We start from the raw sequence: 23,316 nt of genomic DNA, 5'->3' as shown, positions 1-23,316 counted from the left end.
TATATGGCAAAAAATACAGTAGAGACATTAGCCCAAACCCTTCAGATGCCCGTCAGCGTCCTGCTTGAGCAGCTTAAAGAAGCGGGACTGACACAGTCCAAATCGGATGATGAGATCAGTGACTCTGAAAAAGAGAAACTGATTACCGCCCTTCAGGTTGCTCGCGGCAGCGAAAAGGCCGGACAGCGCAAGATTACGCTGACCAAACGCAAAAAAACCGTGATCACTCAGTCCGGAAACGGCGGCCACGCTGTTCAGGTTGAAGTGAGAAGGCGTCATGTCCTTGTGAAGAACCCGGAAGTGGTCAGCAAGGCTCGTGAAGAAGCCGCAAAAGCGATTTCCGAACAAAAGGAAAGAGCGCGCAAAGAAATGGAAGAAGCGGCTGCACGCGCTCGTGAGGAAGCTCAGCGCAAAGCGCGTGAGGAAGCTGAAAAAGCGGCTAAGGAAAAGCTCGAAAGAGAAAAAGCTGAAGCCGCGAAACGCGCAGCTGACGCCGAACAGGCTGCTGCCCGCCGCAAAGCCGCGGAAGAGGCAAAAGCAGCCGAACAGGCTAAAGCCAAACGCGAAGCTCAGGCTAAAGAACAGGAAGTCGCCCGCGAGCGTGATTCCGCTCGTAAGGCTGCTGAAGCTGAAGCCCGCGCTATTCGTGAAATGATGTCGGCACCGAAAAAAGTTTTGAATGCGCCCAAAACCCCGACCGAAGAAAAGAAAGCCGAACCGAAGAAAGCGCATAAGAACAGTGTTAAGAAAGAAAACAAGGTTTCGAAGAAGAACGGAGACTCCTGGGGTGACGAAAACCAGAAGCGCCGTACGCTTAAAACCCGCGGCGGAGATTCCTCAGGTGAGGAAAGCAGCGGCTGGAAGAATGACCGCAGATCTAAGCGTCACGCTAAGAATCAGCATCAGAACAGACAGCAGCAGAATGCGCCGCAGGAACCGATCGTTCGCGACGTAGTTGTTCCGGAATCCATCACGGTTTCCGATTTGGCCATGAAGATGAGCGTTAAGGCGATCGAAGTCATCAAGACCATGATGAAGCTTGGCGACATGGTGACGATCAACCAGGTTCTTGATCAGGATACGGCGATGATCGTTGTGACGGAAATGGGCCACCGTGCGACGGCCGCTAAGCCGGAAGATCCGGAAGCGTTCCTTGCAGAGGAAGAAGCAGAACTGCAGAACAAGTATCCGAAAGAGCCGAGACCTCCGGTTGTTACCATCATGGGTCACGTTGACCACGGTAAGACTTCACTGCTTGACTACATCCGCAGAACTAAGGTTGCGGCCGGTGAAGCGGGTGGTATCACACAGCATATCGGTGCTTATCATGTGAAGACCCCGCGCGGCATTATTACATTCCTGGATACCCCCGGACACGAAGCGTTTACCGCGATGCGAGCCCGCGGCGCTCAGGCGACCGATATTGTGATTCTGGTGGTTGCGGCCGATGACGGCGTGATGCCGCAGACGAAAGAGGCTATTGCGCACGCCAAAGCGGGCAATGTGCCGATCGTGGTCGCGATCAACAAGATCGATAAGCCGGAAGCTAACCCGGAACGCGTGAAGCAGGAACTGGTTGCTGCCGACGTTATTCCTGAAGAATACGGCGGCGATGTGCCTTTCATCTGCGTTTCCGCTAAGAGCGGACAGGGCGTGGACGAACTCTTGGAAAACGTACTTTTGCAGGCTGAAATTCTCGAACTGAAAGCCGTCAAAGAGGGCCCGGCCAAGGGTGTTGTGATTGAATCGAGACTTGACCGAGGCAAAGGCGCCGTTGCTTCCGTTCTGGTTCAGTCCGGAACACTCAAGAGAGGCGACATTGTGCTCGCCGGCGCAACATTCGGCCGCGTCAGAGCGATGCTCGATGAAAACGGCAAACAGGTTCAGCACGCAGGTCCTTCGATTCCGGTGGAGATTCAAGGTCTTTCAGGCGTTCCGCAGGCAGGCGACGAAATCCTTGTTCTGCAGGAAGAAAAGAGAGCCCGCGAACTGGCGAACTATCGTCAGGGCAAATACCGTGAAATCAAGCTCAAACACACGGCCGGCGGTCTGGATAAGATCTTTGGAGGTCCGGGAGACGGAGAAATCCAGAGCCTGCCTCTGGTCATCAAGGCCGACGTACAGGGTTCTCAGGAAGCTCTGGTACACGCGCTGACCAAACTTTCTACCAACGAAGTCAAGGTTAGCGTGGTTCATGCGGCGGTTGGCGGTATCAGCGAGTCTGATATCAACCTTGCGATTGCCAGCAATGCGGTTGTGATCGGCTTTAACGTTCGTGCCGACTCTTTGGCAAGAAAACTTGCCGAGGACAACGGTATCGATATTCGTTACTACAACATTATTTACGATGCTGTAGACGACGTGAAAGCGGCGATGGGCGGATTGCTGACGCCGGAACGTCGTGAAAACCATGTCGGTCTGGTGGAAATTCGTCAGGTCATTCACGTGCCCAAAGTGGGCTCCGTGGCAGGCTGCATGGTGCTCGAAGGGGTCGTCAAACGCAGCTCGCACGCACGTCTTTTGCGCAACAATGTTATTAAATGGACGGGAGAAATCAATTCTCTGCGCCGCTTTAAAGACGACGTTAAGGAAGTCAAGGCGGGCGCCGAGTGCGGTATCTCTCTTAAAGGCAATGACGACATTCAGGTGGACGACCGTCTTGAGATCTTTGAGGTCGAAGAGGTGGCCCGTACACTCTGATTGAATTAATCTGAGGCACAGGGAGCCTTCGGGCTCCTTTGTGTTTCGGAAGTTTTAGAAGGAGACTAAGAAATGATTAAATCAGCTAAACCGGGTCGCGCAAATCGCATTGCGGATCAGATTCAGAGAGATGTAGCCGAACTGATTCAAAAGGAAGTCAGTAACCCGAAAGCGGGGCTTGTCACGCTGACCGGCTGCGAAATCACTCCGGATTACGCACATGCGACGATTTATTTCACATCGATCGGTTCGACTCCGGAAGAAGCGACAGAAGCGCTCAACAGCGCCGCTCCGATGCTGCATTCCAGAATTTTTAAACTTCTGAAGATTCACACTGTTCCTCAGCTTCATTTTGTGTACGACAAGAGTGTTGAACGCGGCTTCGAGATGGATAAACTCATTAAAGAAGCCCGTGCTGAAGACAGTGAAAAAATTAAAGGTGAATAAGTGGGGCGCCGAAGAAAAGGTCTGAAAATTGACGGAGTTGTGCTGCTCGATAAACCCGTCGGGCTCTCAAGCAACGCAGCTCTGCAGAAGGTTAGACGAGCTTTGAACGCTCATAAAGCCGGGCACACCGGAACGCTGGATCCGCTCGCAAGCGGTCTTCTGCCGCTTTGCTTCGGAGACGCGACTAAGTTCTCCGCTGACCTTCTTCATGCGGAAAAAGAATACGAAACAACGATTCGATTCGGCGTGAAGACGACAACCGGAGACGCTGAAGGCGAAGTGGTGAGTGAGAGAGAGCCGACCTTTGACTATAAGACCTTTTCCGAGGTCCTTGAAAACTTCAGAGGCGAAATCGAGCAGGTTCCGCCAATGTACTCCGCCCTGAAAAAGGACGGAGTTCCGCTTTATAAATTAGCAAGAAAAGGCGAGGAGATCGAGAGAAAGCCTCGTAAAGTAGTAATATCCACACTTGACGTTTTGGACTTTAATCCGCCCGAAGCGACTCTTGTGGTGCGCTGCTCTAAGGGCACTTATATTCGTGTGCTTGGAGAGGACATCGGAGAGGCGCTTGGCTGCGGAGCCCATTTGAAATCATTAAGAAGAACCGCCGTTGGTGATCTGAGAAATTCGGAGAGTGTCACGCTCGCGGATTTTGAAGCGATGAGCGAAGAAGAAAGACTAAAAGTGCTTCTGCTGCCGGATCGGCTGCTCAGCACTTTGGTGCGCATTGATTTGGACGAGGCGCAGACCGAGAGATTTAGTCATGGGGGAAAAGTTTTCGTCGACGAGTCCGGACCCGAGGAAAAGGTCCGAGTTTACGGAATTCGTCCGGACGGAGAAAGATTTTTAATGGGCGTCGGCCGACTTGAATCCAATCAGGAGCTGATTCCCGAACGTTTGTGCGCATTTGCGGCAGAATAACTGAACTTAAATTTTTATATGACTCGAGCGATTAGAAATATTGCGATTATTGCCCACGTTGACCACGGCAAAACGACTTTGGTGGACAAACTGCTTCAGCAGTCCGGCACCTTCCGTGAGAACCAGGCGGTGGCCGAACGTGTGATGGATAGTAATGACATTGAACGCGAACGCGGCATTACCATTTTGGCCAAGAACTGTGCGGTTGAATATCAGGGCACCCACATCAACATTATTGACACACCGGGACACGCGGACTTCGGCGGAGAAGTCGAACGTGTGCTTTCTATGGTTGACGGTGTGCTGCTTCTGGTGGACGCGGTCGAAGGCCCGATGCCTCAGACGCGCTTTGTCACGAAGAAGGCTTTGGCCCAGGGTCTCAAGCCGATTGTTGTGATCAACAAGATTGACCGTCCCGGCGCTCGTCCGGATTGGGTCATTAATCAGACGTTTGACCTCTTTGACAAACTCGGCGCAACCGAGGAACAGCTGGATTTCCCGGTCATTTACGCATCTGCTTTGAACGGTTTTGCGGGCTACACCGAAGACGTGGAAGAGCTCAAGAAGATCGGCAATATGAAAGCCGTCTTTGACACTATTATCGAAAAGGTTCCGGTTCGTGACGACGATCCGAACGGTCCGCTTCAGATGCAGATCTCTTCCCTTGACTATTCGAGCTATGTCGGCAAGATCGGCATCGGCCGTATCAAGAGAGGCCGCATCAAACCGCTTCAGGAAGTTCTGATCATGAACGGTCCGGACTCTACGCCTAAGCGCGCTAAAGTCAATCAGGTTCTCAAGTTCCAGGGCCTGGAAAGAAAACTGGTTGATGAAGCTGAAGCAGGCGATATCGTTCTGATCAACGGTATTGATGAGATCGGTATCGGCACCACGCTGTGCGACGTCAACCACCCGGATGCGCTTCCGCTTCTGCATGTTGACGAACCGACGCTCACTATGAACTTCCATGTCAACACCAGTCCGCTTGCCGGCAAAGAAGGCAAGTTCGTGACCAGCCGTCAGATCAGAGAGCGTCTTGAGCGCGAACTGAAGTCCAATGTGGCTCTGCGCATGAAACCGACCGCTAACGAAGGCGTGTTTGAGGTTGCGGGCCGCGGTGAACTTCACCTTACGATTCTGATTGAGAATATGCGCCGCGAAGGTTATGAACTTGCGGTTTCCAGACCGCGCGTGCTTTACAAAGAAGTTGACGGCGTGAAGATGGAACCGTTTGAATCTCTGACCGTGGACGTTGAAGAAACGCATCAGGGCCCCGTGATGGAAGAACTCGGCCGCCGCAAGGGCGACCTGCAGGACATGCAGCCGGACGGAAAAGGCCGTGTGCGTCTAGAGTACAAGATTCCTGCCAGAGGCCTAATCGGCTTCCAGAACGATTTTCTGACCATGACGCGCGGTACTGGCGTGATGAGTCACGTTTTTGACGAATATGCTCCTGTAAAATCCGGCGATCTCGGCGAAAGACGCAACGGCGCTATTATCAGTCAGGACGACGGCAATGCGGTTGCTTACGCCTTGTGGAAGATTCAGGAACGCGGCCGCCTCTTTATCGGCCCGGGAGAACCGATTTACGAAGGTATGGTTATCGGTATCCACTCTCGTGACAACGACATCGTTGTGACCCCGATTAAGGGCAAACAGCTGACCAATATTCGTGCTTCCGGCACTGATGAAGCGATTCGTCTGGTTCCGCCGATTCAGCTCACGCTTGAAAGCGCGGTTGAATTCATTAACGACGACGAACTTGCGGAAATCACTCCGAAGAGCATTCGCATTCGCAAACGCTGGCTCAAAGAGTTCGAAAGACGCCGTGCGGCACGCGGAGACGAACGCGTTGGCCCCGGAATTTAATTCCGACGATCCTTGTCCCTGCGGCAGCGGCAAATGCTTCGGTGTTTGCTGCGGGCCGTTTTTAAAAGGCGCTCCCGCATCTGATGCTCGAGCGCTTATGCGTTCCAGGTACACCGCATTTGTGCTCAAGGATGTCGATTATTTACTGCAAACCTGGCATGAAACCACTCGCCCTAAGAACCTTGAACTTGACGAGACGGTCTGGAAATCTCTGAAAGTATCTGTGTATCTGCCGCTCTCAGAAACAAGCGCCCGCGTGAAGTTCGCAGCCAAAGGTGCTGATCCTGAGGGCCGCGCCTTTACGCTTCGCGAGGACAGCCGTTTTGTTAAGGAAAACGGGCGATGGTATTACGTTGATGGGAAATTTAAATAGTGCCTGATACAACAATTCTGAATCCGCAGGACTGGCGTTTCTGTGTCGCTCCGATGCTTGATTTGACAGATCGCCATTGCCGCTATTTTCATCGCCTTCTGACCAAGCGGGCGCGCCTTTATACAGAAATGGTAACGACCGGTGCTCTGGTGCACGGAGATGTCCCGCATCACTTGGATTTTTCTCCTGAGGAGCATACGGTAGCACTGCAGTTAGGCGGCTCAGACCCGAAGGACTTGGCGCACGGCGCCGCGCTGGCAGAGAAATGGGGCTATGACGAAGTGAATCTTAACTGCGGCTGTCCCTCTGAGCGCGTGCAGAAGGGCTCTTTCGGAGCGTGCCTGATGTCTGAGCCGAACCTTGTCGCAGACTGCGTCAAAGCGATGCAGGACGCCTGCAGCGTTCCCGTCACAGTGAAGCACCGTATTGGAATCGATCAGATTGAAGAGTATGCCTTCGTCAGAGATTTTGTCGGAACGCTCTATGAGGCCGGCGTACGAGTTTTTATTGTTCACTCGAGAAACGCTTGGCTTAAGGGGCTTTCCCCGAAAGAAAATCGAGAAGTGCCGCCGCTTCGCCGTGGAGTTGTTTATCAGCTGAAGAAAGACTTCCCGGATGCAATTATCGTGATCAACGGAGCGATTCCGGATCTCGGAGTCGCAGATGAACAGCTCAAACATGTTGACGGCGTGATGCTTGGCAGAGCGGCCTACTATACGCCTTGGCTGCTTGCGGATGTTGACGCGAGAATTTACGGCGACGAGCATGAACCCGTGACGCGCGAGCAGGTGATTGATGAGATGGAGCGCTATGTTCGTCTGATTAAACCTGACGATCATTCGCTTCGTGCGGCCTGCCGTCACATGCATGGCCTTCTGACCGGATTGGCGGGCGCCAAGGTCTGGAGACGCACGCTGAGCGATGCCGCTCTGATTCGTGAGAAGGGTGCGGATATCTTCCGCTACGCTTACGGTAAGGCCGGCTGGACTGACGTGGATCAGTTTTCGGCTGAGGACAGCGAGTTCTTCTCCTAACCAATAAAGCAAAAACCTCATTCACTGTGAAATGAGGTTTTTGTGTCGGGCAGGTCATATTGAATGGTCTGTCTGATTTTTTTTGAGGGGAATAAATCCTCTCAAAACATAATTACTGAGCAGCTTTCAGGATTGCTTCGGCAGCTGTTGTATTAAAGAAATAGCGGCGGCTTTCAAGGGTTGTGCCCTTAGCGAAGAATTTGCCCGGACGGAAAATCTTGTCGCCTTTAGAAGGAGCAATGAAGGCGAGCTTGGAAACACCGCTTTCGTTGGAATCAATGCCGTATTCAGCCGGAGTGACTTCCTTAGGCATTGTCAGGACAACCGCATGTGTCTTGGGGCTGTTAACGAGGACCCAGGAGCCTTTTGCAACAGAGGGTTCTCCTGTCGGCGTGCAGAACATGGTGTCGCGTTTGACCGGAGTTACAGAGAATGTGCCGCTCTTAGCCTTCGGATCATTGCCGTCGAACATAATGCCGTAAGCGTGGCCGGAGACGCGCTTCAGGCAGAACGGAATCTTGTTGAAGTTTGTCAGCAGCTCGCTGCTGGTTTTAGCGCTGGTGAAGTTTTCGTTAACCGGCATAACCATTTCGTCGTTCAGGAACGTCGTGTCGGCTTTATAAGCGATGGAGCCCTGAGGGAATGTGGCATTTCCAACTCGTTCGACTTCAGCGAGGTCTCCGCCCTGGCGGTTTTTGAGGAAGGAAGCGATCTTAAGGCCGCTGACATCATAAGCTCTCAGCTTGAACGCAAGCGAGATCGGCTGCTTGCTATTGCCGTATTTCAGAAGCGCATCGCCGTTTTTTTCAAAAGAAACGGAAATCGGCTGAGCCAGAGAAACTTTTGCTGCGGTCGTCGCAACATAGCCAACATCCATCTGAGCAGGGATGAGACCGAGCGTGCCTTTGTCCTGTTTCAGAAGAAGAGGAGTGGCTCCTTTCTTCGGTTTTTTACCTGCAACAACGCTCCATGCTGAAGTATTTTTCCCGTCGATCACCCAAATCGGGGAGGAGGTCATAATGGATTGTGTTGTTTGATTAAGAGCAACGGGTTCTTTATTTGAGGAACCGAACAAATCGGAGAGAAAATCTGCGTGGCTCAATGAGGCAAAGGAAATAAGTGAAAGTGCGACAGCTGACTGTGCCGATAAAAGTTTGAGATTCACGATGACCTCTGAAAATTAACAAAAATAACAAAAAAGAATGCTAGCGCAAATATTCGTAAAACCTAAAGGTTGCACTAACAAAAAACCTAAATGAGGGCCAAATACTGAGATACAAAGTGCCACTTAGGCGGTACAGGGTTTAGGATTACTTTTGAGGCAGTAGTTCTTAGATACAAATGGAAGGGGTGTTTTTGATGGTTTGTAATTATTTCGTCATAAAGCGCTAATAGAATTGCCCCGTTTAAAAATTTGAATTTTAGTATGGATACCTTTTTAACCTGTACGATGCTCTTTCTGATGCTGTTGGCGTGCGTTAATTTGTTCGTTGGCGTCAGTAACGATGCAGTCAATTTTCTGAGTTCAGCGCTTGGCTCTAGAACAGCGCGTTACAACGTGGTGTTGGGTGTAGCTGCCGCCGGCGTACTTTTAGGGTGTACGTTCTCAAGCGGCATGATGGAGATCGCCAGAAGCGGTATTTTCAATCCCCAGCTGTTTACCTTTTGGGATGTCATGCTGATCTTCTTTGCGGTCATGCTGACAGATGTCCTTCTGTTGGATACGTTTAATTCCCTCGGTCTTCCGACCTCCACAACCGTATCGATAGTATTTGAGCTTTTAGGCGCAGCGGTGATTTCCGCAGCCTACAAACTGTGGGTCAGCAGCGGCTCCCTTGCCGGTCTCGGTGCCTATATCAATAATGAAAAGGCATTTACGATTATTACCGCGATTTTGGTTTCAGTTGCCATTGCATTTACCTTCGGCGCTGTGATTCAGTGGCTGATTCGCGTCATTTTCTCTTTTAAATATCAAAAAGTTTATCGATTCTTAGGCGGTATATATTCCGGCCTCTGCATTACTGCGATTTTCTACTTCCTCATCATGAAGGGCGCAAAGGGCGCTTCCTTTATGACGCCTGAGCTGCTCAGCTTCCTTGACAGCAATACTTCAACCATTCTTTGGTCATGTTTCATCGGTGTCTCTGCGGTCTTCCAGCTGCTGATTTGGTTCTTTAACTTTAATGCGCTGCGCGTGGTGATTCTTGCGGGCACTTTCGCGCTGGCGTTCGCGTTCGCGGGCAACGACCTTGTGAACTTCGTCGGCGTTCCGCTTGCCGCGATGCAGTCCGTAGACATTGCGGCGGCAGCTAAGGCCGCGAACGAAGCACTGACACCTCAGACCCTTTACATGGGCGCACTGAAGGAATCCGTACGCACACCGACCATTTACCTGGTTCTCTCGGGTCTTATCATGGTCCTCACACTGTGGTTCAGTCCGAAAGCCAAACGCGTGGTGCAGACTGCGATTAATTTGTCCGCAAGCGAAAGAAGCGACAAGGAGCAGTTCGGTGCGACAACGGGCGGCCGCGTGATGGTGCGCTCCGCGCTCAGCGCAAAGAAGATTCTGAATCAGCTGCTTCCGGACAGTGTGCTGCGCGGCATTGACTCTCGTTTTGAAAAGCCGCGTCTGAAAAAAGGCGAGATCGCGCTGCCCTTTGACGAGGTGCGTGCGTCGGTCAATCTGGTTTTAGCCAGTATCCTGATCGCGGTAGCCACTTCAATGAAGCTTCCTTTGTCCACAACCTATGTGACCTTTATGGTTGCCATGGGTTCTTCTCTTGCCGACGGTGCATGGGACAGAGAGACGGCGGTTTATCGAATTTCCGGCGTTATGGCCGTGATCAGCGGATGGTTCCTGACCGGCTTTACCGCGTTTATTCTTGCCGGTATTGCCGTACTGCTCTGCATTTGGTTCGGGCCGTGGTTTATGGTGCTCGGCGGTATCCTCGTGATCATTCGTCTCTTCAAGAGCAACTTCTTCCCGAAGAAAGAGAAGGTTATTGAGACAGAGGGAATTGAGCCGGGAATGGCTCGTGAGGAACTGAGACTGAAGCTCAATCATGCGATCGCCAACAACTTAGACGACACGGTTTCCATTTTCTCTACGGCCATGACCAACTTCCTTGCCGAGGACTATGAGGAACTGAAGAAAACCCGTCTCAGAGCGCAGGGCCTTCTCGATAAGATTTCTTATATGCGAAGCCAGTACTATCTGATGTTTGTACGAGGCGAGGGTCCGAGCAAGGATTACGACGCTCGAAACTATTATTACCGTACCTTCTCCAACATGAAGGACGTCGCTCAGGATCTGCGCAATACGCTTTCTCAGATGGAGGATCATCTGGCGAATTCTCATTCGGTCTTTAAGGGCGTTCTGCGCAGCAATCTGCTCCAGGCTTTGAACGAGCTGACCGGACTTGAGCATACGCTTTCCAAGTATGTTGAAGCCGGCGAAATTTCAGATGATATCCTGCTGAGACTCTCCGACACCAATCTTGAAGAAGTCAACAAGTTCCAGATCGTGCTGATGAAACAGATTGAAGAGCATCAAATGCCGCTGCACCGGAGTGAGCTTTATCTGAGCATCCTGCAGCTTTATCGCGAAATCGTGAACCGCTATACGGTTATCGTGCTTCTGCAGAGAGAACTGAACTTTGTTCTTTCTGACCCGGATCGTGATAACGGCGCTCCTGAGTACGCCGTAGAACAGAAGTAAGATACTCAGCTCAATCAGCCGCATCTTCAAAAGGGATGCGGCTTTTTTTACGTTGCAGAAAATGAGACAAATAAGATTGGGAATATTGAGAGATTAGTGAAAACTCTAACGCTAGCTCTTGTTGTTACACTTTTTAAAGATTTGACGTAACTATCGCTTTGTCTTTGCTGTAAACCTCAATAAATTTCAAAAAAGATATATAAGAAATATCTATGAGACAGTTTCCTTAGGATATTTATCGGGTTTATCCGTAGATTGAACAGATTAATCTGTCCTTGTTTTGACACCCCAATACAAGGAACAAATGAATATGTCTAAAGGACTAGTCGACTTATCCGTTTCTCGGCGTGTTCTCTTGAAAAACACTGCAGCGACGGCTGCCGCAGCTGCAATGCCCAGCTTGTCTATGACAGCGGCAGCCGAAGAAATTAAGAAACTTGAAAAGGAAGGTTGGAGCAAACATCCGGTCGCCTGCACGATGTGCGGCGCATTTTGCGGTCTTCTGGCGATGAAGAAGGAAGGTGCGGTGGTTTCGGAAAGTACGGTCCGAATTTTCCCAAATCCCGGGCATCCGCAGCAAGGTTACTGCGGACGAGGCGCTGCCGCGATGTGGGTATGGAACCATCCGCTTCGTCTTCGCAAGCCGCTGAAGCGCGTCGGAGAGCGGGGCGAGGGCAAGTTTGAAGAAGTGACTTGGGATGAAGCGCTGGATGCGATCGCCGCTAAACTCAAAAAACTGGTTGAAGCGAACGGAGAAAGCTGCATCAGTACGACATCTCACTCGTTCTCAGGCTTCAGCAAATGGCTGACTTTCCCGTTAGGTTCTCCCAACGATATCGGTCATCAGTCCACCTGTAATCTCGGCGGCATTGCGGCACGAGACTGGGTATTCGGAAAAGGCTTCAGCGGCGCAGGAAAACTCGAACCCGATTACGCGCACCTGCGCTATCTTCTGCTGATCGGAAGATCGATGGGAAGCTCCATGGGCGCTCTTCACACGCTGAACGAAGCAAGAGCATGCGGCTGCCACGTTGTGGCGATCGATCCGAGAATGCCGGACATTGCATACGGCAATGCGGATTGGGTCGGTATTCGCCCCGGAACCGATGCCGCGTTTGTCTTAGGTCTTATCAATCAAATGATTGAGAACAAGACATTTGACAAAGAATTTTTAATCCGTCACACCAACGGCGCTTATCTCATTAAATCAAACGGCACGCCGCTTACAGAGGCTGACTTCCGCAAGGACGGAAGTACTTCCGTTTTTGTTGTCGCCAACAGTGCCGGAACACTTTCTCTTCGTTCGGTAAAGAGAGACGAAAAAGGAGCCGCGATTGGTTTTATTGAAGACGAGAACTTTAAACCGGAACTCGAATTCAGCGGCGAAGCGATTCTTGCAAACGGAGAAAAAGAGCCTGTCAGAACCGCTTTTAGCGTGCTTAAAAAGCTTGCGAGCGAATACACACCTGAAAAGGTCCAGGAAATCACTGGCATTCGTCCTGAAGCGCTTAAGGGCATTGCTTTTGACTATGCCAACAATAAGGGCTGTATCGACGATGGCTGGTATACCTCTAAGAACGGAACCGACGTGGAGCTTTATCAGCTTATCTGCATTGCCAACGCGATGAACGGCAATATCGATCAGCCCGGCGGCCTGATCGTAACTGCCGGTGCGGGCTTTAAGGTTCCGAGCGTAGCCGCAGGCAAAGGTCCGAACGGCGAAACCTGGGCTATGGCTAAAGAAAAGCGAATCGATAAGATTGTCTATCCCGAAACGTCCGGTACTTATTCGGTTGCGCTTGACGCAGCGGTTTCCGGAAAACCCTATCCGATTAAAGCGGCCTTCTTTGTCGGCACGACCATGTTCCATCGCCAGGCGGATGCGAAAAAACTCGCGGAAAACCTTAAAAAGCTGGATTTGGTAGTTGTTCAAGACGTGCTGCCTCAGGAACTTGTGGATTACGCCGATTATGTGCTGCCCGCCACGTACTTCATGGAACGCAGAGATATGTCCGGCGTTAAATGGGCTCGAGACGGATCGATTTATCTCTCAGACCCGCAGCTCACTCCGCCTAAAGGCTGTGAAGCGCGTCATGATGTCTGGATTCTTTTGGAGATTTTGCGCAGAGCATATCCCGAAAGAGCCGAGCGCGTCGGCTACAAGGGATGCAAAACCGCAGAGGAATTCAACGCTTACTTCGGCGCTTTTGTTGACCGCGGCTACAAGAAGTTCCTGGATGACTGCGAAAAGAAAAAGCCCGGAAGCGCAGAAGCGATTCGTAAGTCGATCAGCGAAAACGGCTGGGCTACGATTAAGACCAAGAAATACGGCGAATATCCTTATTTGAAGCCGTTTGGTACTCCGACCGGCAAAGTTGAGATTTACGGCTTTAAGTCGTTCTCTAAACCCGGATACGCTCAGGCGATCGCTCCGATTTCCGGCTACATCCCGTCTCCGGCTTATACGCAGCCCAAAGCCGATTCCAATGAATTTATTTTGGTTTCCGGCAAGAACTGCGTGACCTGCTCCGGTCTCAATATGTTTACACAGCCCACTCGCTTCATGGGTGACCGTACTGTCTGGATGAATCCGCAAGATGCGGCTCGCCTCGGCATCAGAAACGGCGACATGATTGAAGTGGAGGGCATGGACTCCGGCTATAAAGCCAATACGCAGGTCACGGTCACCAAACGAGTCGTTCCGGGCGCGGTCTTCGCCTATGGTTTTTCCGGCGGTGTCCGAACAAAAACACTGATCAAGGATCCGAACTATCAGTTCGTGAAAGAAGGTATTAATTCGCACTGGTACGACACAGGTTATGCCCAGCCGGTAGTCGGCAATGTCGCCAACAACTCCGCAGTGCGCATCAACAAGGTGAGAGGATAACTATCATGAGTGAATCTAAGAAACAGTTGGCTCATTTGTTTGACGCAACTCAGTGTATCGGCTGCGGTGCGTGCGTGTTGGCCTGTTCTCAGACGAATTTCCCGGAGATGTTGAATCGATCCATTCCGAAACGAAATTGGCCCGCTTCCAATATCCGTAAAGTTCAGTCCGAAGTTCGTCGTCCGGTGACGCTGCTGGTTCAGTGCCAGCAGTGTTCGGATGCACCCTGCGTTAGAACGTGTCCGTTCGGCGCGAACTACTATGACGAAAACGGTTTAGTTCGTACTGATCCGAATAAGTGTGTCGGATGCAATTACTGCATCGCAAGCTGTCCCTATGATGCGCGCTGGTCGTATCCGGACAGCGGACTGCCGATGAAATGTATCGGAGAGGGCTGCATGAAGCTCATTGAGAACGGCGAACAGCCTGCCTGTGTTAAGGCTTGCCCGGCAGGTGCCCGAGCGTTTGGCGACATCAATGATCCGAATTCTTTGATCGCGCAGAGAATCCGTCAGTCCAAAACAGAAACACTGATGCCTCAGAAAGGCACTCGTCCCAACTTCTTCGTAGTGGTGTAAATATGACAAACATCGCCGATTTTAATTTAATGACAACTCAGCTTGAAGCCGCGCACTGGGGCTGGACGATCGCCTTATTCCTCTGGGCGGTCGGACTTTCCGGCATGGGCTTTTTCCTCAACTATTGGGTTCGCCAGAAAAAGTTTGTGTACCTTTTGACGGCGGCCGCCATTATCGGCACGCTGCTCGTGGTCAGCCATCTGGCAAGAATGCTGAACCTTCCGTTTGCGGTTTTAAGTTCCGTCTTTGATATGGCGCTTAACCTCAGCTCCTGGATGTTCATTGGTATTTGTCTGCTGTCGCTGCTCTGCGTCGGTTCGCTCTTTTACTCGATGATCTGTGCCGGGATTTTGTTCAAGGGTGAGAAGTGGCAGCAGATGGCTGATTCCAATTGGTTCAACGGCATCTTTTCCGTGCTTGGCGCGGCCTGCACGGTGTACTCGGGTTTCCTGCTGACTCAGGCCGTAGGTATTCCTTTCTGGAATTCAGCCATTATTCCGATTCTTTGGATTATCTCTGGCATGGCCTGTTCCGTTGGCGCAATTGAGCTTCTGATGGTATTCGGTCAGATTGACGCAAACCGCGTTAAGTGGAGCCGCACAACTTCTATTTGGGTTGAAATCGCCGAGCTTCTGACGATCTTTGCCTTCCTGCATGTATCGCTGTCCTCCAATATGGAAGCGGCAAGAGTGGGCGCAGAGAGCCTCCTTTACGGTCCTAACGCGCTGATGTTCTGGCTTGGCGTGATTCTATTCGGCAGTTTAGTGCCGCTCGTTGCCACGATCCTGACCAGAAGTCATAAGGTATTGGTCTGCACTGCCGTCTTGGGCATTATCGGGGCTCTGCTTCTGAGAGCGTCCGTTCTTTTTGCCGGCTACTATGATCCGATTCTGATGTAACAGTAAGACCGAAACTGCGGTCTGATAAAACCGGAGACTGCCGCAGCGCGGCTCTCCGGTTTTTTGCGCCTTTCGCAGATGTACTTCCGCAAATGGAAGCTGTCAGCCAAGGTCTATGGAAGAGCAGTAAATCCGGGCCTGTGTCTTATCGGTCGATGCAGGAGAAGGGCCGATCATGTTCAGCGCAAAAAAAGGCTCCGCTCGGATAACGAGCGGAGCCGGAGCTTAAAAAGCAATTCAGACTTATTCTTTTTTCGTCTGAACTAATTCAAGCGGCGCGTCATTGACTTCAGCAGCGCGTTTAACACGCTTTCTGCCGAGTTTCGGTTTGCTGACTTCCACCGGTGCGGATGTAGGAGCGGCTTTAGTAGCAACCAGCTCTAAGCCTGCTTCGGCAAGGATCGGTTTGAGATCGTCTGTCGGAGCTTTCACGCTCTTGACTTCAGCAGGCTTTGTCTCGACGGCTGCGGGCTTTGATACAACCGGTTTTGTCTCAGCGGCGGCCGGTTTGACTTCAGGAGCCGGCGCGGCTTTCACTTCTGCAGCCGGTTTTTCTTCACGTACGACAGGAGCCGCGGAAGAAACCGCCTGTACCTCTACCGGTTCAGCTGCCTTAGGCGCTTCCGTCTTTGTCTGAACGAGCTGAAGAGGAGCTTCTTCGGCTGCTTCAGGAGCGCGTCTAGCGCGGCGCGGCTTTCTTGTCTGAGCCTTTGCGGCATCATCAGCGACATGAAGGTTTTCCGGAGCCTTGACTGTCGGCTTGCGGACTTCATTGTTGATTAACGGAGCCTCAGCCTGCGGAACAGTGCGTTCGCTCTGGACAATGTCGTCGATCGCGGCAACGACCGGAGAAACTGCTACGGGCGGCACATCCGTTTTGACGCGGCGCGGCTCATTGCGGTCTCTGCGCAGTCTGCGGCTTCTTCTCTGACGAGGCTGCTCAGGTAGAGTGGACTGAGATTCCTGAGAAGGAACCATCTTCACCGCGACATCCTCGTTCTGCTCAGCGTGGCTTTCCGCAGCCTTAGCAGGCGCGGTTTTCACAGGAGCTTCTGCCTTGGCTTTAGACGCAAATTCAGATTTGGACTTCGGAGCCTGATTTTCAGAAGCCTTGTTTTCTCTGCGTTCGCTGTGCGCGGCGTTTTCTTTCTGAGTTTTGCGCGTACGATCGACTCGTTCACCGGCATTGGGTTTGGAAGAGGTGCGGGCAGCCGCTTCGGACTCCTCACGAACCTGCTGACGAATTTCTTCGTTGCGTTCGCTCTTGGCCTGGCGAATCTGTTTGACCGCAGCACTGCGCTCGGCCTTTTCTTTCTTCTGTCTGCGCTGCTCTTCGGCGCGTTCCTGACGGCGGTTCTTGCGCTCGGACGCGTCTTTTCTCTGAGTGCGTTTATCGTTTCTGTCGCGGCGCTGCTTGGCTTCGGGCTTCTCTTCAGAGGAACCGAAGAAGAAACCGAAAATCTTCTGAAGCAGAGATTTTTCGCTCTTGGCTTCAGCCTTGGCTTCTGCGGCGTCAACGTGTTTCGGCGCATTGTCTCTCGGGGGCAGGCCCTTGATCACAGGAACCTGACGGGGACGAGTGGACGGCTGAACATTCTGAGCTCTGGAGTAAGGCTCTTCGGGTTCGGGAGCGAGTTCCTCGACACGCTTGTAACTCGGAGCGCCTTCGGTCAGGAGGTCCTCTTCAGAGCGCAGACGTTCGATCTGATAATGCGGAGTTTCAAGTGTCTGGTTCGGAATCAGGATGACTTCAATGTGATGACGATGTTCGATCTTGGCGATTTCGTCACGTTTTTCATTGAGAAGGAAGGTGGCGACGTCAACCGGAACCTGAGCCTGCAGCGCAGATGTTCCGTCCTTGAAGGCTTCTTCCTGAAGGATACGCAGAACCTGAATCGCGCTGGATTCGGTATCACGGATCGCGCCGATACCGTTGCAGCGCGGGCAGGTGATATGGCTGCCTTCGTAAAGGGAAGGACGCAGTCTCTGACGAGAGAGTTCAAGCAGACCGAAGCGGGAGATCTTTGCGATCTGAACGCGGGCGCGGTCGTAATGGATCGCTTCCTTCATGCGCTGCTCGATCGCTCTCTGATTCTTCGGATCTTCCATATCGATGAAGTCGATCACGATAAGGCCGCCAAGGTCGCGCAGTCTCATCTGACGGGCCACTTCTTCGGCCGCTTCATAGTTGGTTCTGAAAGCGGTTTCTTCGATGTCGCCGCCGCGAGTGGAGCGGGCGGAGTTAACGTCGATCGCAACCAGAGCTTCAGTGTGGTCGATCACAATGGAGCCGCCTGAGGGCAGCGGAACGGTACGGGAGTACGCGGTCTCGATCTGATTTTCGATCTGGAAGCGGGAGAAGAGCGGGACATCGTCCGTGTAGCGTTTTACACGGCTGACCATGTCCGGCATCACATGACCCATGAACTGACGGGCCTGTTCGTAGATATCGTCTGTATCGACGAGAATTTCCGCAATGTCCGGCTGGAAGTAGTCACGGATCGCGCGAATGACCAGATTGCTTTCTTCGACAATGAGGAAAGGAGCGGGATTGACGCGTTTGAGCGGTTCGCCCTTGGGGCCGACGGGAGTGGAAACGTAGTTGCCCTGTTTGTCTTCATACTGGGGAGCAGCCGCCTCGGAGATCGCATCCCAAAGTTTCAGAAGGTAATCCAAGTCCCACTGAAGTTCTTCGACGCTGCGGCCGATGCCGGCGGTACGAGCGATAAGGCTCATGCCTTTAGGCGTGGAGAGCTGAGACATGGCTTCGCGTAGCTCCTGACGTTCTTCGCCTTCGATACGGCGACTGACACCGCCTCCGCGTGGGTTGTTCGGCATAAGGACGAGATAGCGGCCGGCAAGAGAAATAAAGGTTGTCAGCGCAGCGCCTTTATTGCCGCGCTCTTCTTTTTCAACCTGAACAATGAGTTCCATGCCTTCGGTAACAGCCTCCTTGATGGAGGCTGTACGGACATCGACCCCTTCGTTAAAGTAGGCGCGTGAGATTTCCTTGAAGGGCAGGAAACCGTGACGTTCTTCACCGTAATCAACGAAGCAGGCTTCGAGGGAAGGTTCAATGCGTGTGATGACGCCTTTATAGATATTGGACTTTCTTTGCTGACGTTCTGAAGACTCGATATCAATATCGATAAGCTTCTGTCCTTCAACAATACTGACACGCAGCTCTTCAGCGTGCGTGGCATTAAATAACATGCGCTTCATGAAGCACTCCTCGGTCACTTTCGCGGACCATAGACGTGCTGACGGAAAAGACTAGAAATTCGGGCGGCCGAATAGGGATATCAAAGGCATCTCGCTTTTGTAGTGCAGCAATCGGCTGCCGGAGGCTTCATAAGGTCGAAAGATGGAGGCTGCGCGGACTTGCCCCTACCCCGCAAGAGGGTATCAGCAGACAATGTTTTGCCGCGTGCCGTTAAGCTCACTTTCTTTATCCCGATTCCATGGATCCTGCATCAGATCCGTGTTCCAATTTTTGTGCGCGCATCAACCGGATGCTGCGCCCCGTTTCTACTCAATTCTGTACAGCAATGACCGCAAGGGTCATCGGCGAGCTGCGACGATCATGCCTGATCGGAGCACCGCCAAATATTCATTACAAATATCTTCGACGCGAATCGTTTCCGTGAATGAAGCTCGTACTTCCTATGCATCATCGGTTCGCTCTGAGGGAGGAACCCTAGATAGGGAGCCGTTTTCTTTCTTTCGACTGAAAAGATTACAATCGGCGAAGGTCATAAAGAGGCCGTTGAATCGGTGCGAATCAACCGAAACGCGTTTCGGAGCAGAAAATATTTTCTGTCCGACCGATCGCCTCGAGCAGGATTTTAATGCAAATGTCAAAGACACGCCAAAAGTATGAACAATTGAGCCCATCCGGGGCACAATCAGTAACGAAAAAAAACAGAACCCGCAGCGGCAGGGAACTGCTTGCCGCGATGAAGGCCGCTCAGAAGAAAAAGCCGCAGCCTGTAAAAGCAGCCTCTCAGAAGAATTCTTCAGCTCAGAGCGAACAGGTCAGATTTATCAAGGTGAATGCGTCTTCAGACGGACAGCGCTTGGATAACTTTCTGCTCTCTGAGCTCAAGGGCGTTCCGAAATCCATGATTTATCGCGTGATACGCTCGGGTGAGGTTCGCATCAACAAGGGCAGAGTTCATCCGGACAGCCGTGTCAGTGAAGGAGATGAGGTTCGCATTCCGCCGATTCGCGTCAGCGCGCAGCCTCAGGAGAAGAAAGCGCCGCCGCTGAAACTCTCTGAAATTCCGACGATCCTGTACGAGGATGAGCATATTTTGGCAGTGGATAAACCCTCGGGCATGGCCAGCCACGGAGGCAGCGGCATTTCTTTCGGACTGATTGAACGCATGCGCGCTTCTCGTCCTGATCTTCCTTTTCTCGAACTTGTTCATCGATTGGATAGAGGGACATCCGGAGTGTTGGTTCTGGCAAAAACCAGAAAGGCGCTTGTCCGTCTTCACGAAATGATTCGTGAAGGACAAATGCATAAAACGTACAAGACGCTTGTAAAAGGCGACTGGCAGAACGATCGTCAGCATGTCAAGTTTCCGCTCTATAAATATGTCACGGCCTCCGGCGAGCGCAGAGTGCGGGTTGATGAAGAGCAGGGGCTGCCGAGTCACTCAATTTTTCGGCTGATTGAGCGCTTCGGGGCGGTTTCGCTTCTTGAAGTAGATTTGTTGACAGGACGCACGCATCAGATCCGTGTACATGCGGCGCATTTAGGTTTTCCTCTTGTCGGAGATGAGAAGTACGGAGATTTTGAATTCAACGGCGAGGTTGAACACGGTCTTCTGGGATATCCTTTCAAAAGAATGTTTCTGCATGCCGGATCAATCGCATTTCACCATCCGGTGAGCGGAATTGATCTGAAAATCGAGGCACCGCTTCCGAAAGAGTGCCGGGAACTGTTGGACGCATTGGAAAGGAAAAAGCGTGACGCCCTATAAATTCGCGGTTTTTGATTTTGACGGAACACTTGTAGATTCCGTGGACGCAATCGCAAAAGGAATACAGAAAGCGAATCAGACGATCGGGATTAAACCGGTCAGCTACGAAACAGCAAAAAGCGTTATAGGCCTTGGGTTCAAAGACATTATTCCGATTGTCGCTTCAGATCTTGATCCGGCTCGTTATGAGGAATACAAAAATATTTACGTCGGATACTTTCTGCAGAGCGACCCGTATCTGAAGCTCTTTCCGAAGGTGCTCGATCTGATGGATCGGCTGCATGAAGCCGGTATTAAAACTGCGATTGCCACAGGTAAAAGCCGCAAGGGACTTTCCAGAATTGTGAACCGCATGGGGATCGAAGCTTATTTTGATGACTCGGTGACTTCGGACGAAGCCAAGCCGAAGCCTGATCCGCTCATGCTTCATATGCTGATGGAGCGCGGCGGATTTAAGCCTTCGGATATGGTTATGGTCGGCGACACCGAACACGACATCAGACTTGCAAAAGCAGCCGGAGTGGATGCGATTGCGGTTTCGTGGGGTGCCGCCCCGAGGCTGAGGCTTGAAGAGTATCAGCCCAAGCACATTGCCAACACGATGGACGAGCTTGCTTCTATGCTCGGCGTCCGCGTTTAGAGGCGAGGATTCCGAACACCGTCGGAAGTTTCGGCAGGTTCAGATCCTTTGATTTCCATTGAGCGGCCGAGAAGGTTCTGATTTTTTCAGCCTCTCCCGTAATGTCTGTGGCCGCCATAATCAGCGTTGTCGGTGCGCAGACTCTCATTAAATCGGCGAGCATGCCGCTGTTGCGATAGGGCGTTTCGATAAATAGCTGAGTTTCGCCCTCGGCGCTCGCACTCTTTCTTTCCAGATCTCTGATCGCGTTCGTGCGCTGAGGCTCTTTAATCGGCAGGTAGCCGCAGAAACGAAAGTGCTGTCCGTCCATTCCGGAGGCCATGAGTGCCAGAAGAATGGAGCTCGGTCCGACAAGCGGCACGACGCGTATGCCCAGACGATGAGCTTGCTCAGCGATTTGCGCGCCGGGATCTGCGATGCCCGGGCAGCCCGCTTCGCTCACGATACCGATGTCAAAACCCTCCAGAGCGGGTTTCAGCCAGGTTTTAATCAGATTGACATCCGGGCGGTGTCCGATCTCTTCAATAGAGAGAGAAGCGATCGGGAGCGGATGCTCGGCCGCTTTGAGAAAAGCTCGGGCCGATTTAGCGTTTTCCGCCAGAAAATATTTGAGCTCGCGCGCGACGTGAATCGAGCTTTCGGGCAGGGAAGCCGAGACGCTTCCCTGTGAAATCGGCACGGGGAGCATAAAAAGCCTGCCGAGCTGCGTCATTATCTGAGCTCCGGAAGAACGCTGATGCCTGCCTTAGCGAGCATGGTGGTGAGTTCAATCAGCGGCAGTCCGATAATTGCTGTCGGGTCGGAGGAGCGGCATTCAGCGATGAGCGCGATACCGAGTTTCTCGATTTTGGCGCTTCCAGCGCATCTGAAAGGTTTCTCGATTTCAAGATAGCGGCGAATGGCCTCAGGCGGAAGATCGCGCATCTTGATTTCGGTGGGAACAACGGTCGAAGAGACGTTGCCTTTTGCGTCGATGACGGTCATTGCGGAGTGAAACACAACTTCTTTGCCGCTCATCGCAGAGAGCTGCTCAAACGCCTTTTCGAAGCATCCGGGTTTGCCAAGCGGTTTGCCGTCAAGTTCGAGTACCTGATCGCAGCCGATCACGACGCAGTCGGGGTGCTGAGCGGCGACCGCCTGTGCTTTAAGAATTGAGAGTCTTAGGGACAGGTCTTTAGGCTTTTCGTCCTTGAGCGGTGTTTCGTCAACTTCGGGCGAACAAGTTGTAAAGGGCAGCTGCAGGCGTTCGAGCAATTCTTTTCTAAACGGAGAGCTCGAACCGAGAATGAGTTGTAATCTATTATCCATTTTTGGGTTATCGCATCCACAGAAATAAATGAATGCGACTATTCTAGTTCAGTGCTAGGTATTAACAAGAAGGATCCGAATGTCTGAGTATCTAAAATCGACAGACTATGTAAACGCATATGATCTTGCCCGTGACAGACGTGTCATTTCGGGGAAGGTTCGGCTTACCGATATGCCGAGACTGCGTGAAGAGATCTGTCCGACGGACGCTGAATGCGTTTTTGAGATCAAAGGGATGACCGCCAAAAAGGGCTGGCCCGGAGCTGTCATGACGCTCGCCGCTAAAGTGCCGCTTATTTGCAATCACTGCGGCAAACCGATGGAGTTCCCGATTGAAAGCGACGTGCTTTTCCGTTTCGCCAGAGACGAAAAAGAAGCCGATTCCATTCCGATTGACGACGAAGACGACACAGAAGTGGTTGTCGGCAGTGAGAAGCTCAATCTGATGGAATGGATTGAAGAGGAGATTCTGCTTTCGCTTCCTTATGTTCCGGTTCACGACTACGCGTGCAAATCCGACATTGAAGCGCCTAAGCAAGAAGAGCCGAAGAAAGAAAATCCCTTTGCAAAACTTAAAGACCTGCAAGGTTTGCGAAAGAATTAACGTTAGTGTAGAATCCGATGTTTTCCGAGAGCGGAAGTGTTTGTGTTGTCCGCTCGTTTTTAAGATTTAGATATTATTTTCGTGGGGTTACCATGGCTGTTCAGCAAAATAAGAAGTCGACCAATAAGCGCGGCAATCACCGTGCTCACGATTTCCTGACCAATCCTCCGCTCGCTGTCGAACCGACAACAGGCGAAGCACATCGTCGTCATCACATTTCTGCTTCCGGTTTCTACCGTGGCAAGAAAGTCATCGCCACTAAGAACGACGATCAGGAATAAGTTCTTCCCTGAGGACTGCTCTCATTCGAGACCCACGGCGGACGATGCGGCAGGAATTATGAAAGAATT

The 23,316-nt window shown here is 51.9% G+C and carries 18 protein-coding genes; 14 read left to right on the top strand and 4 right to left on the bottom strand.

Translation table 11 applies throughout. The features are described from left to right. The first annotated feature begins 3 nt into the window (after window positions 1-3). From infB to dusA, 6 genes are all read left to right on the top strand, one after another. Window positions 4-2,700, top strand: coding sequence for a translation initiation factor IF-2 (gene infB, locus E5987_RS01640; RefSeq protein ID WP_160334340.1), 2,697 nt, complete (start codon window positions 4-6; stop codon window positions 2,698-2,700). 72 nt (window positions 2,701-2,772) lie between these two features. Continuing rightward, window positions 2,773-3,147, top strand: coding sequence for a 30S ribosome-binding factor RbfA (gene rbfA / locus E5987_RS01635; RefSeq protein ID WP_160334339.1), 375 nt, complete (start codon window positions 2,773-2,775; stop codon window positions 3,145-3,147). Continuing rightward, the gene (truB, locus tag E5987_RS01630) at window positions 3,148-4,068 is read left to right on the top strand and encodes a tRNA pseudouridine(55) synthase TruB (RefSeq protein WP_160334338.1); all 921 of its coding nucleotides are present in this window, start codon (window positions 3,148-3,150) and stop codon (window positions 4,066-4,068) included. A gap of 18 nt (window positions 4,069-4,086) precedes the next feature. Continuing rightward, entirely contained in the window at window positions 4,087-5,937 is a 1,851-nt protein-coding gene (gene typA, locus E5987_RS01625; RefSeq protein WP_160334337.1) for a translational GTPase TypA, read from the top strand. Next, the gene (locus E5987_RS01620; protein ID WP_160334336.1) at window positions 5,921-6,310 is read left to right on the top strand and encodes a YchJ family protein; all 390 of its coding nucleotides are present in this window, start codon (window positions 5,921-5,923) and stop codon (window positions 6,308-6,310) included. Before typA ends, E5987_RS01620 begins: the two co-directional genes overlap by 17 nt. Further along, window positions 6,307-7,344 (top strand): tRNA dihydrouridine(20/20a) synthase DusA, encoded by a 1,038-nt coding sequence (gene dusA / locus E5987_RS01615; protein ID WP_370455735.1) that lies wholly within the window; start codon window positions 6,307-6,309, stop codon window positions 7,342-7,344. The genes E5987_RS01620 and dusA overlap by 4 nt, the downstream gene beginning before the upstream one ends. Window positions 7,345-7,456: 112 nt before the next feature. Here the strand turns inward: dusA and E5987_RS01610 are convergent, their stop codons facing one another. After that, window positions 7,457-8,509 (bottom strand): hypothetical protein, encoded by a 1,053-nt coding sequence (locus E5987_RS01610; RefSeq protein WP_251450864.1) that lies wholly within the window; start codon window positions 8,507-8,509, stop codon window positions 7,457-7,459. A gap of 261 nt (window positions 8,510-8,770) precedes the next feature. On the opposite strand from E5987_RS01610, the gene E5987_RS01605 reads away from it, so the two are divergent. The 4 genes from E5987_RS01605 (at window position 8,771) to nrfD (ending at window position 15,426) form a co-directional block, all read left to right on the top strand. Further along, window positions 8,771-11,062: an inorganic phosphate transporter gene (locus tag E5987_RS01605; RefSeq protein WP_160334335.1), complete on the top strand. Its 2,292-nt coding sequence runs from the start codon at window positions 8,771-8,773 to the stop codon at window positions 11,060-11,062. A gap of 310 nt (window positions 11,063-11,372) precedes the next feature. Next, window positions 11,373-13,949, top strand: coding sequence for a molybdopterin-containing oxidoreductase family protein (locus E5987_RS01600; protein ID WP_160334334.1), 2,577 nt, complete (start codon window positions 11,373-11,375; stop codon window positions 13,947-13,949). A gap of 5 nt (window positions 13,950-13,954) precedes the next feature. After that, entirely contained in the window at window positions 13,955-14,527 is a 573-nt protein-coding gene (locus tag E5987_RS01595) for a 4Fe-4S dicluster domain-containing protein (RefSeq protein ID WP_160334333.1), read from the top strand. A 2-nt stretch (window positions 14,528-14,529) separates the two neighbouring features. After that, window positions 14,530-15,426: an NrfD/PsrC family molybdoenzyme membrane anchor subunit gene (gene nrfD / locus E5987_RS01590; RefSeq protein WP_202074519.1), complete on the top strand. Its 897-nt coding sequence runs from the start codon at window positions 14,530-14,532 to the stop codon at window positions 15,424-15,426. A 243-nt stretch (window positions 15,427-15,669) separates the two neighbouring features. Here the strand turns inward: nrfD and E5987_RS01585 are convergent, their stop codons facing one another. Beyond that, window positions 15,670-18,648 (bottom strand): Rne/Rng family ribonuclease, encoded by a 2,979-nt coding sequence (locus E5987_RS01585; RefSeq protein ID WP_160334332.1) that lies wholly within the window; start codon window positions 18,646-18,648, stop codon window positions 15,670-15,672. A gap of 734 nt (window positions 18,649-19,382) precedes the next feature. Here E5987_RS01585 and E5987_RS01580 point away from each other — a divergent pair. Further along, the gene (locus tag E5987_RS01580) at window positions 19,383-20,414 is read left to right on the top strand and encodes an RluA family pseudouridine synthase (RefSeq protein WP_370528063.1); all 1,032 of its coding nucleotides are present in this window, start codon (window positions 19,383-19,385) and stop codon (window positions 20,412-20,414) included. Beyond that, on the top strand, window positions 20,401-21,054 hold the full coding sequence (locus tag E5987_RS01575; RefSeq protein WP_160334330.1) for an HAD family hydrolase: 654 nt from the start codon (window positions 20,401-20,403) through the stop codon (window positions 21,052-21,054). The genes E5987_RS01580 and E5987_RS01575 overlap by 14 nt, the downstream gene beginning before the upstream one ends. Here the strand turns inward: E5987_RS01575 and E5987_RS01570 are convergent. Then, window positions 21,032-21,766 carry an SAM-dependent methyltransferase gene (locus E5987_RS01570; RefSeq protein ID WP_160334329.1) on the bottom strand — a complete coding sequence of 245 codons (735 nt, stop codon included), beginning with the start codon at window positions 21,764-21,766 and terminating at the stop codon, window positions 21,032-21,034. The genes E5987_RS01575 and E5987_RS01570 overlap by 23 nt on opposite strands. Further along, window positions 21,766-22,362 carry a Maf family protein gene (locus E5987_RS01565; protein ID WP_160334328.1) on the bottom strand — a complete coding sequence of 199 codons (597 nt, stop codon included), beginning with the start codon at window positions 22,360-22,362 and terminating at the stop codon, window positions 21,766-21,768. Before E5987_RS01565 ends, E5987_RS01570 begins: the two co-directional genes overlap by 1 nt. Window positions 22,363-22,441: 79 nt before the next feature. Here E5987_RS01565 and E5987_RS01560 point away from each other — a divergent pair, with 79 nt between their 5' ends. Both E5987_RS01560 and rpmF read left to right on the top strand, forming a co-directional pair. Then, window positions 22,442-22,966, top strand: a complete 525-nt coding sequence (locus E5987_RS01560) for a YceD family protein (RefSeq protein WP_160334327.1) — start codon at window positions 22,442-22,444, stop codon at window positions 22,964-22,966. Window positions 22,967-23,058: 92 nt separating this feature from the next. Next, window positions 23,059-23,247, top strand: a complete 189-nt coding sequence (gene rpmF / locus E5987_RS01555; protein WP_160334326.1) for a 50S ribosomal protein L32 — start codon at window positions 23,059-23,061, stop codon at window positions 23,245-23,247. Window positions 23,248-23,316 lie beyond the last annotated feature (69 nt).

The sequence above is a fragment of the Parasutterella muris genome, from assembly GCF_009767915.1.
Classification (GTDB): domain Bacteria; phylum Pseudomonadota; class Gammaproteobacteria; order Burkholderiales; family Burkholderiaceae_F; genus Parasutterella; species Parasutterella muris.
The sequence above is the reverse complement of the archived record's forward strand: the minus strand, read 5'-3'. Positions and strand labels throughout refer to the sequence as shown.

What these genes read in the sequence shown, in the direction of transcription:
- infB (WP_160334340.1), top strand. Translation starts at nt 4, where the DNA reads ATGGCAAAAAATACAGTAGAGACATTAGCCCAAACCCTTCAGATGCCC.
- rbfA (WP_160334339.1), top strand. Translation starts at nt 2,773, where the DNA reads ATGATTAAATCAGCTAAACCGGGTCGCGCAAATCGCATTGCGGATCAG.
- typA (WP_160334337.1), top strand. Translation starts at nt 4,087, where the DNA reads ATGACTCGAGCGATTAGAAATATTGCGATTATTGCCCACGTTGACCAC.
- E5987_RS01605 (WP_160334335.1), top strand. Translation starts at nt 8,771, where the DNA reads ATGGATACCTTTTTAACCTGTACGATGCTCTTTCTGATGCTGTTGGCG.
- E5987_RS01600 (WP_160334334.1), top strand. Translation starts at nt 11,373, where the DNA reads ATGTCTAAAGGACTAGTCGACTTATCCGTTTCTCGGCGTGTTCTCTTG.
- E5987_RS01595 (WP_160334333.1), top strand. Translation starts at nt 13,955, where the DNA reads ATGAGTGAATCTAAGAAACAGTTGGCTCATTTGTTTGACGCAACTCAG.
- nrfD (WP_202074519.1), top strand. Translation starts at nt 14,530, where the DNA reads ATGACAAACATCGCCGATTTTAATTTAATGACAACTCAGCTTGAAGCC.
- E5987_RS01585 (WP_160334332.1), bottom strand. Translation starts at nt 18,648, where the DNA reads ATGAAGCGCATGTTATTTAATGCCACGCACGCTGAAGAGCTGCGTGTC.
- E5987_RS01580 (WP_370528063.1), top strand. Translation starts at nt 19,383, where the DNA reads ATGAAGGCCGCTCAGAAGAAAAAGCCGCAGCCTGTAAAAGCAGCCTCT.
- E5987_RS01570 (WP_160334329.1), bottom strand. Translation starts at nt 21,766, where the DNA reads ATGACGCAGCTCGGCAGGCTTTTTATGCTCCCCGTGCCGATTTCACAG.
- E5987_RS01565 (WP_160334328.1), bottom strand. Translation starts at nt 22,362, where the DNA reads ATGGATAATAGATTACAACTCATTCTCGGTTCGAGCTCTCCGTTTAGA.
- E5987_RS01560 (WP_160334327.1), top strand. Translation starts at nt 22,442, where the DNA reads ATGTCTGAGTATCTAAAATCGACAGACTATGTAAACGCATATGATCTT.
- rpmF (WP_160334326.1), top strand. Translation starts at nt 23,059, where the DNA reads ATGGCTGTTCAGCAAAATAAGAAGTCGACCAATAAGCGCGGCAATCAC.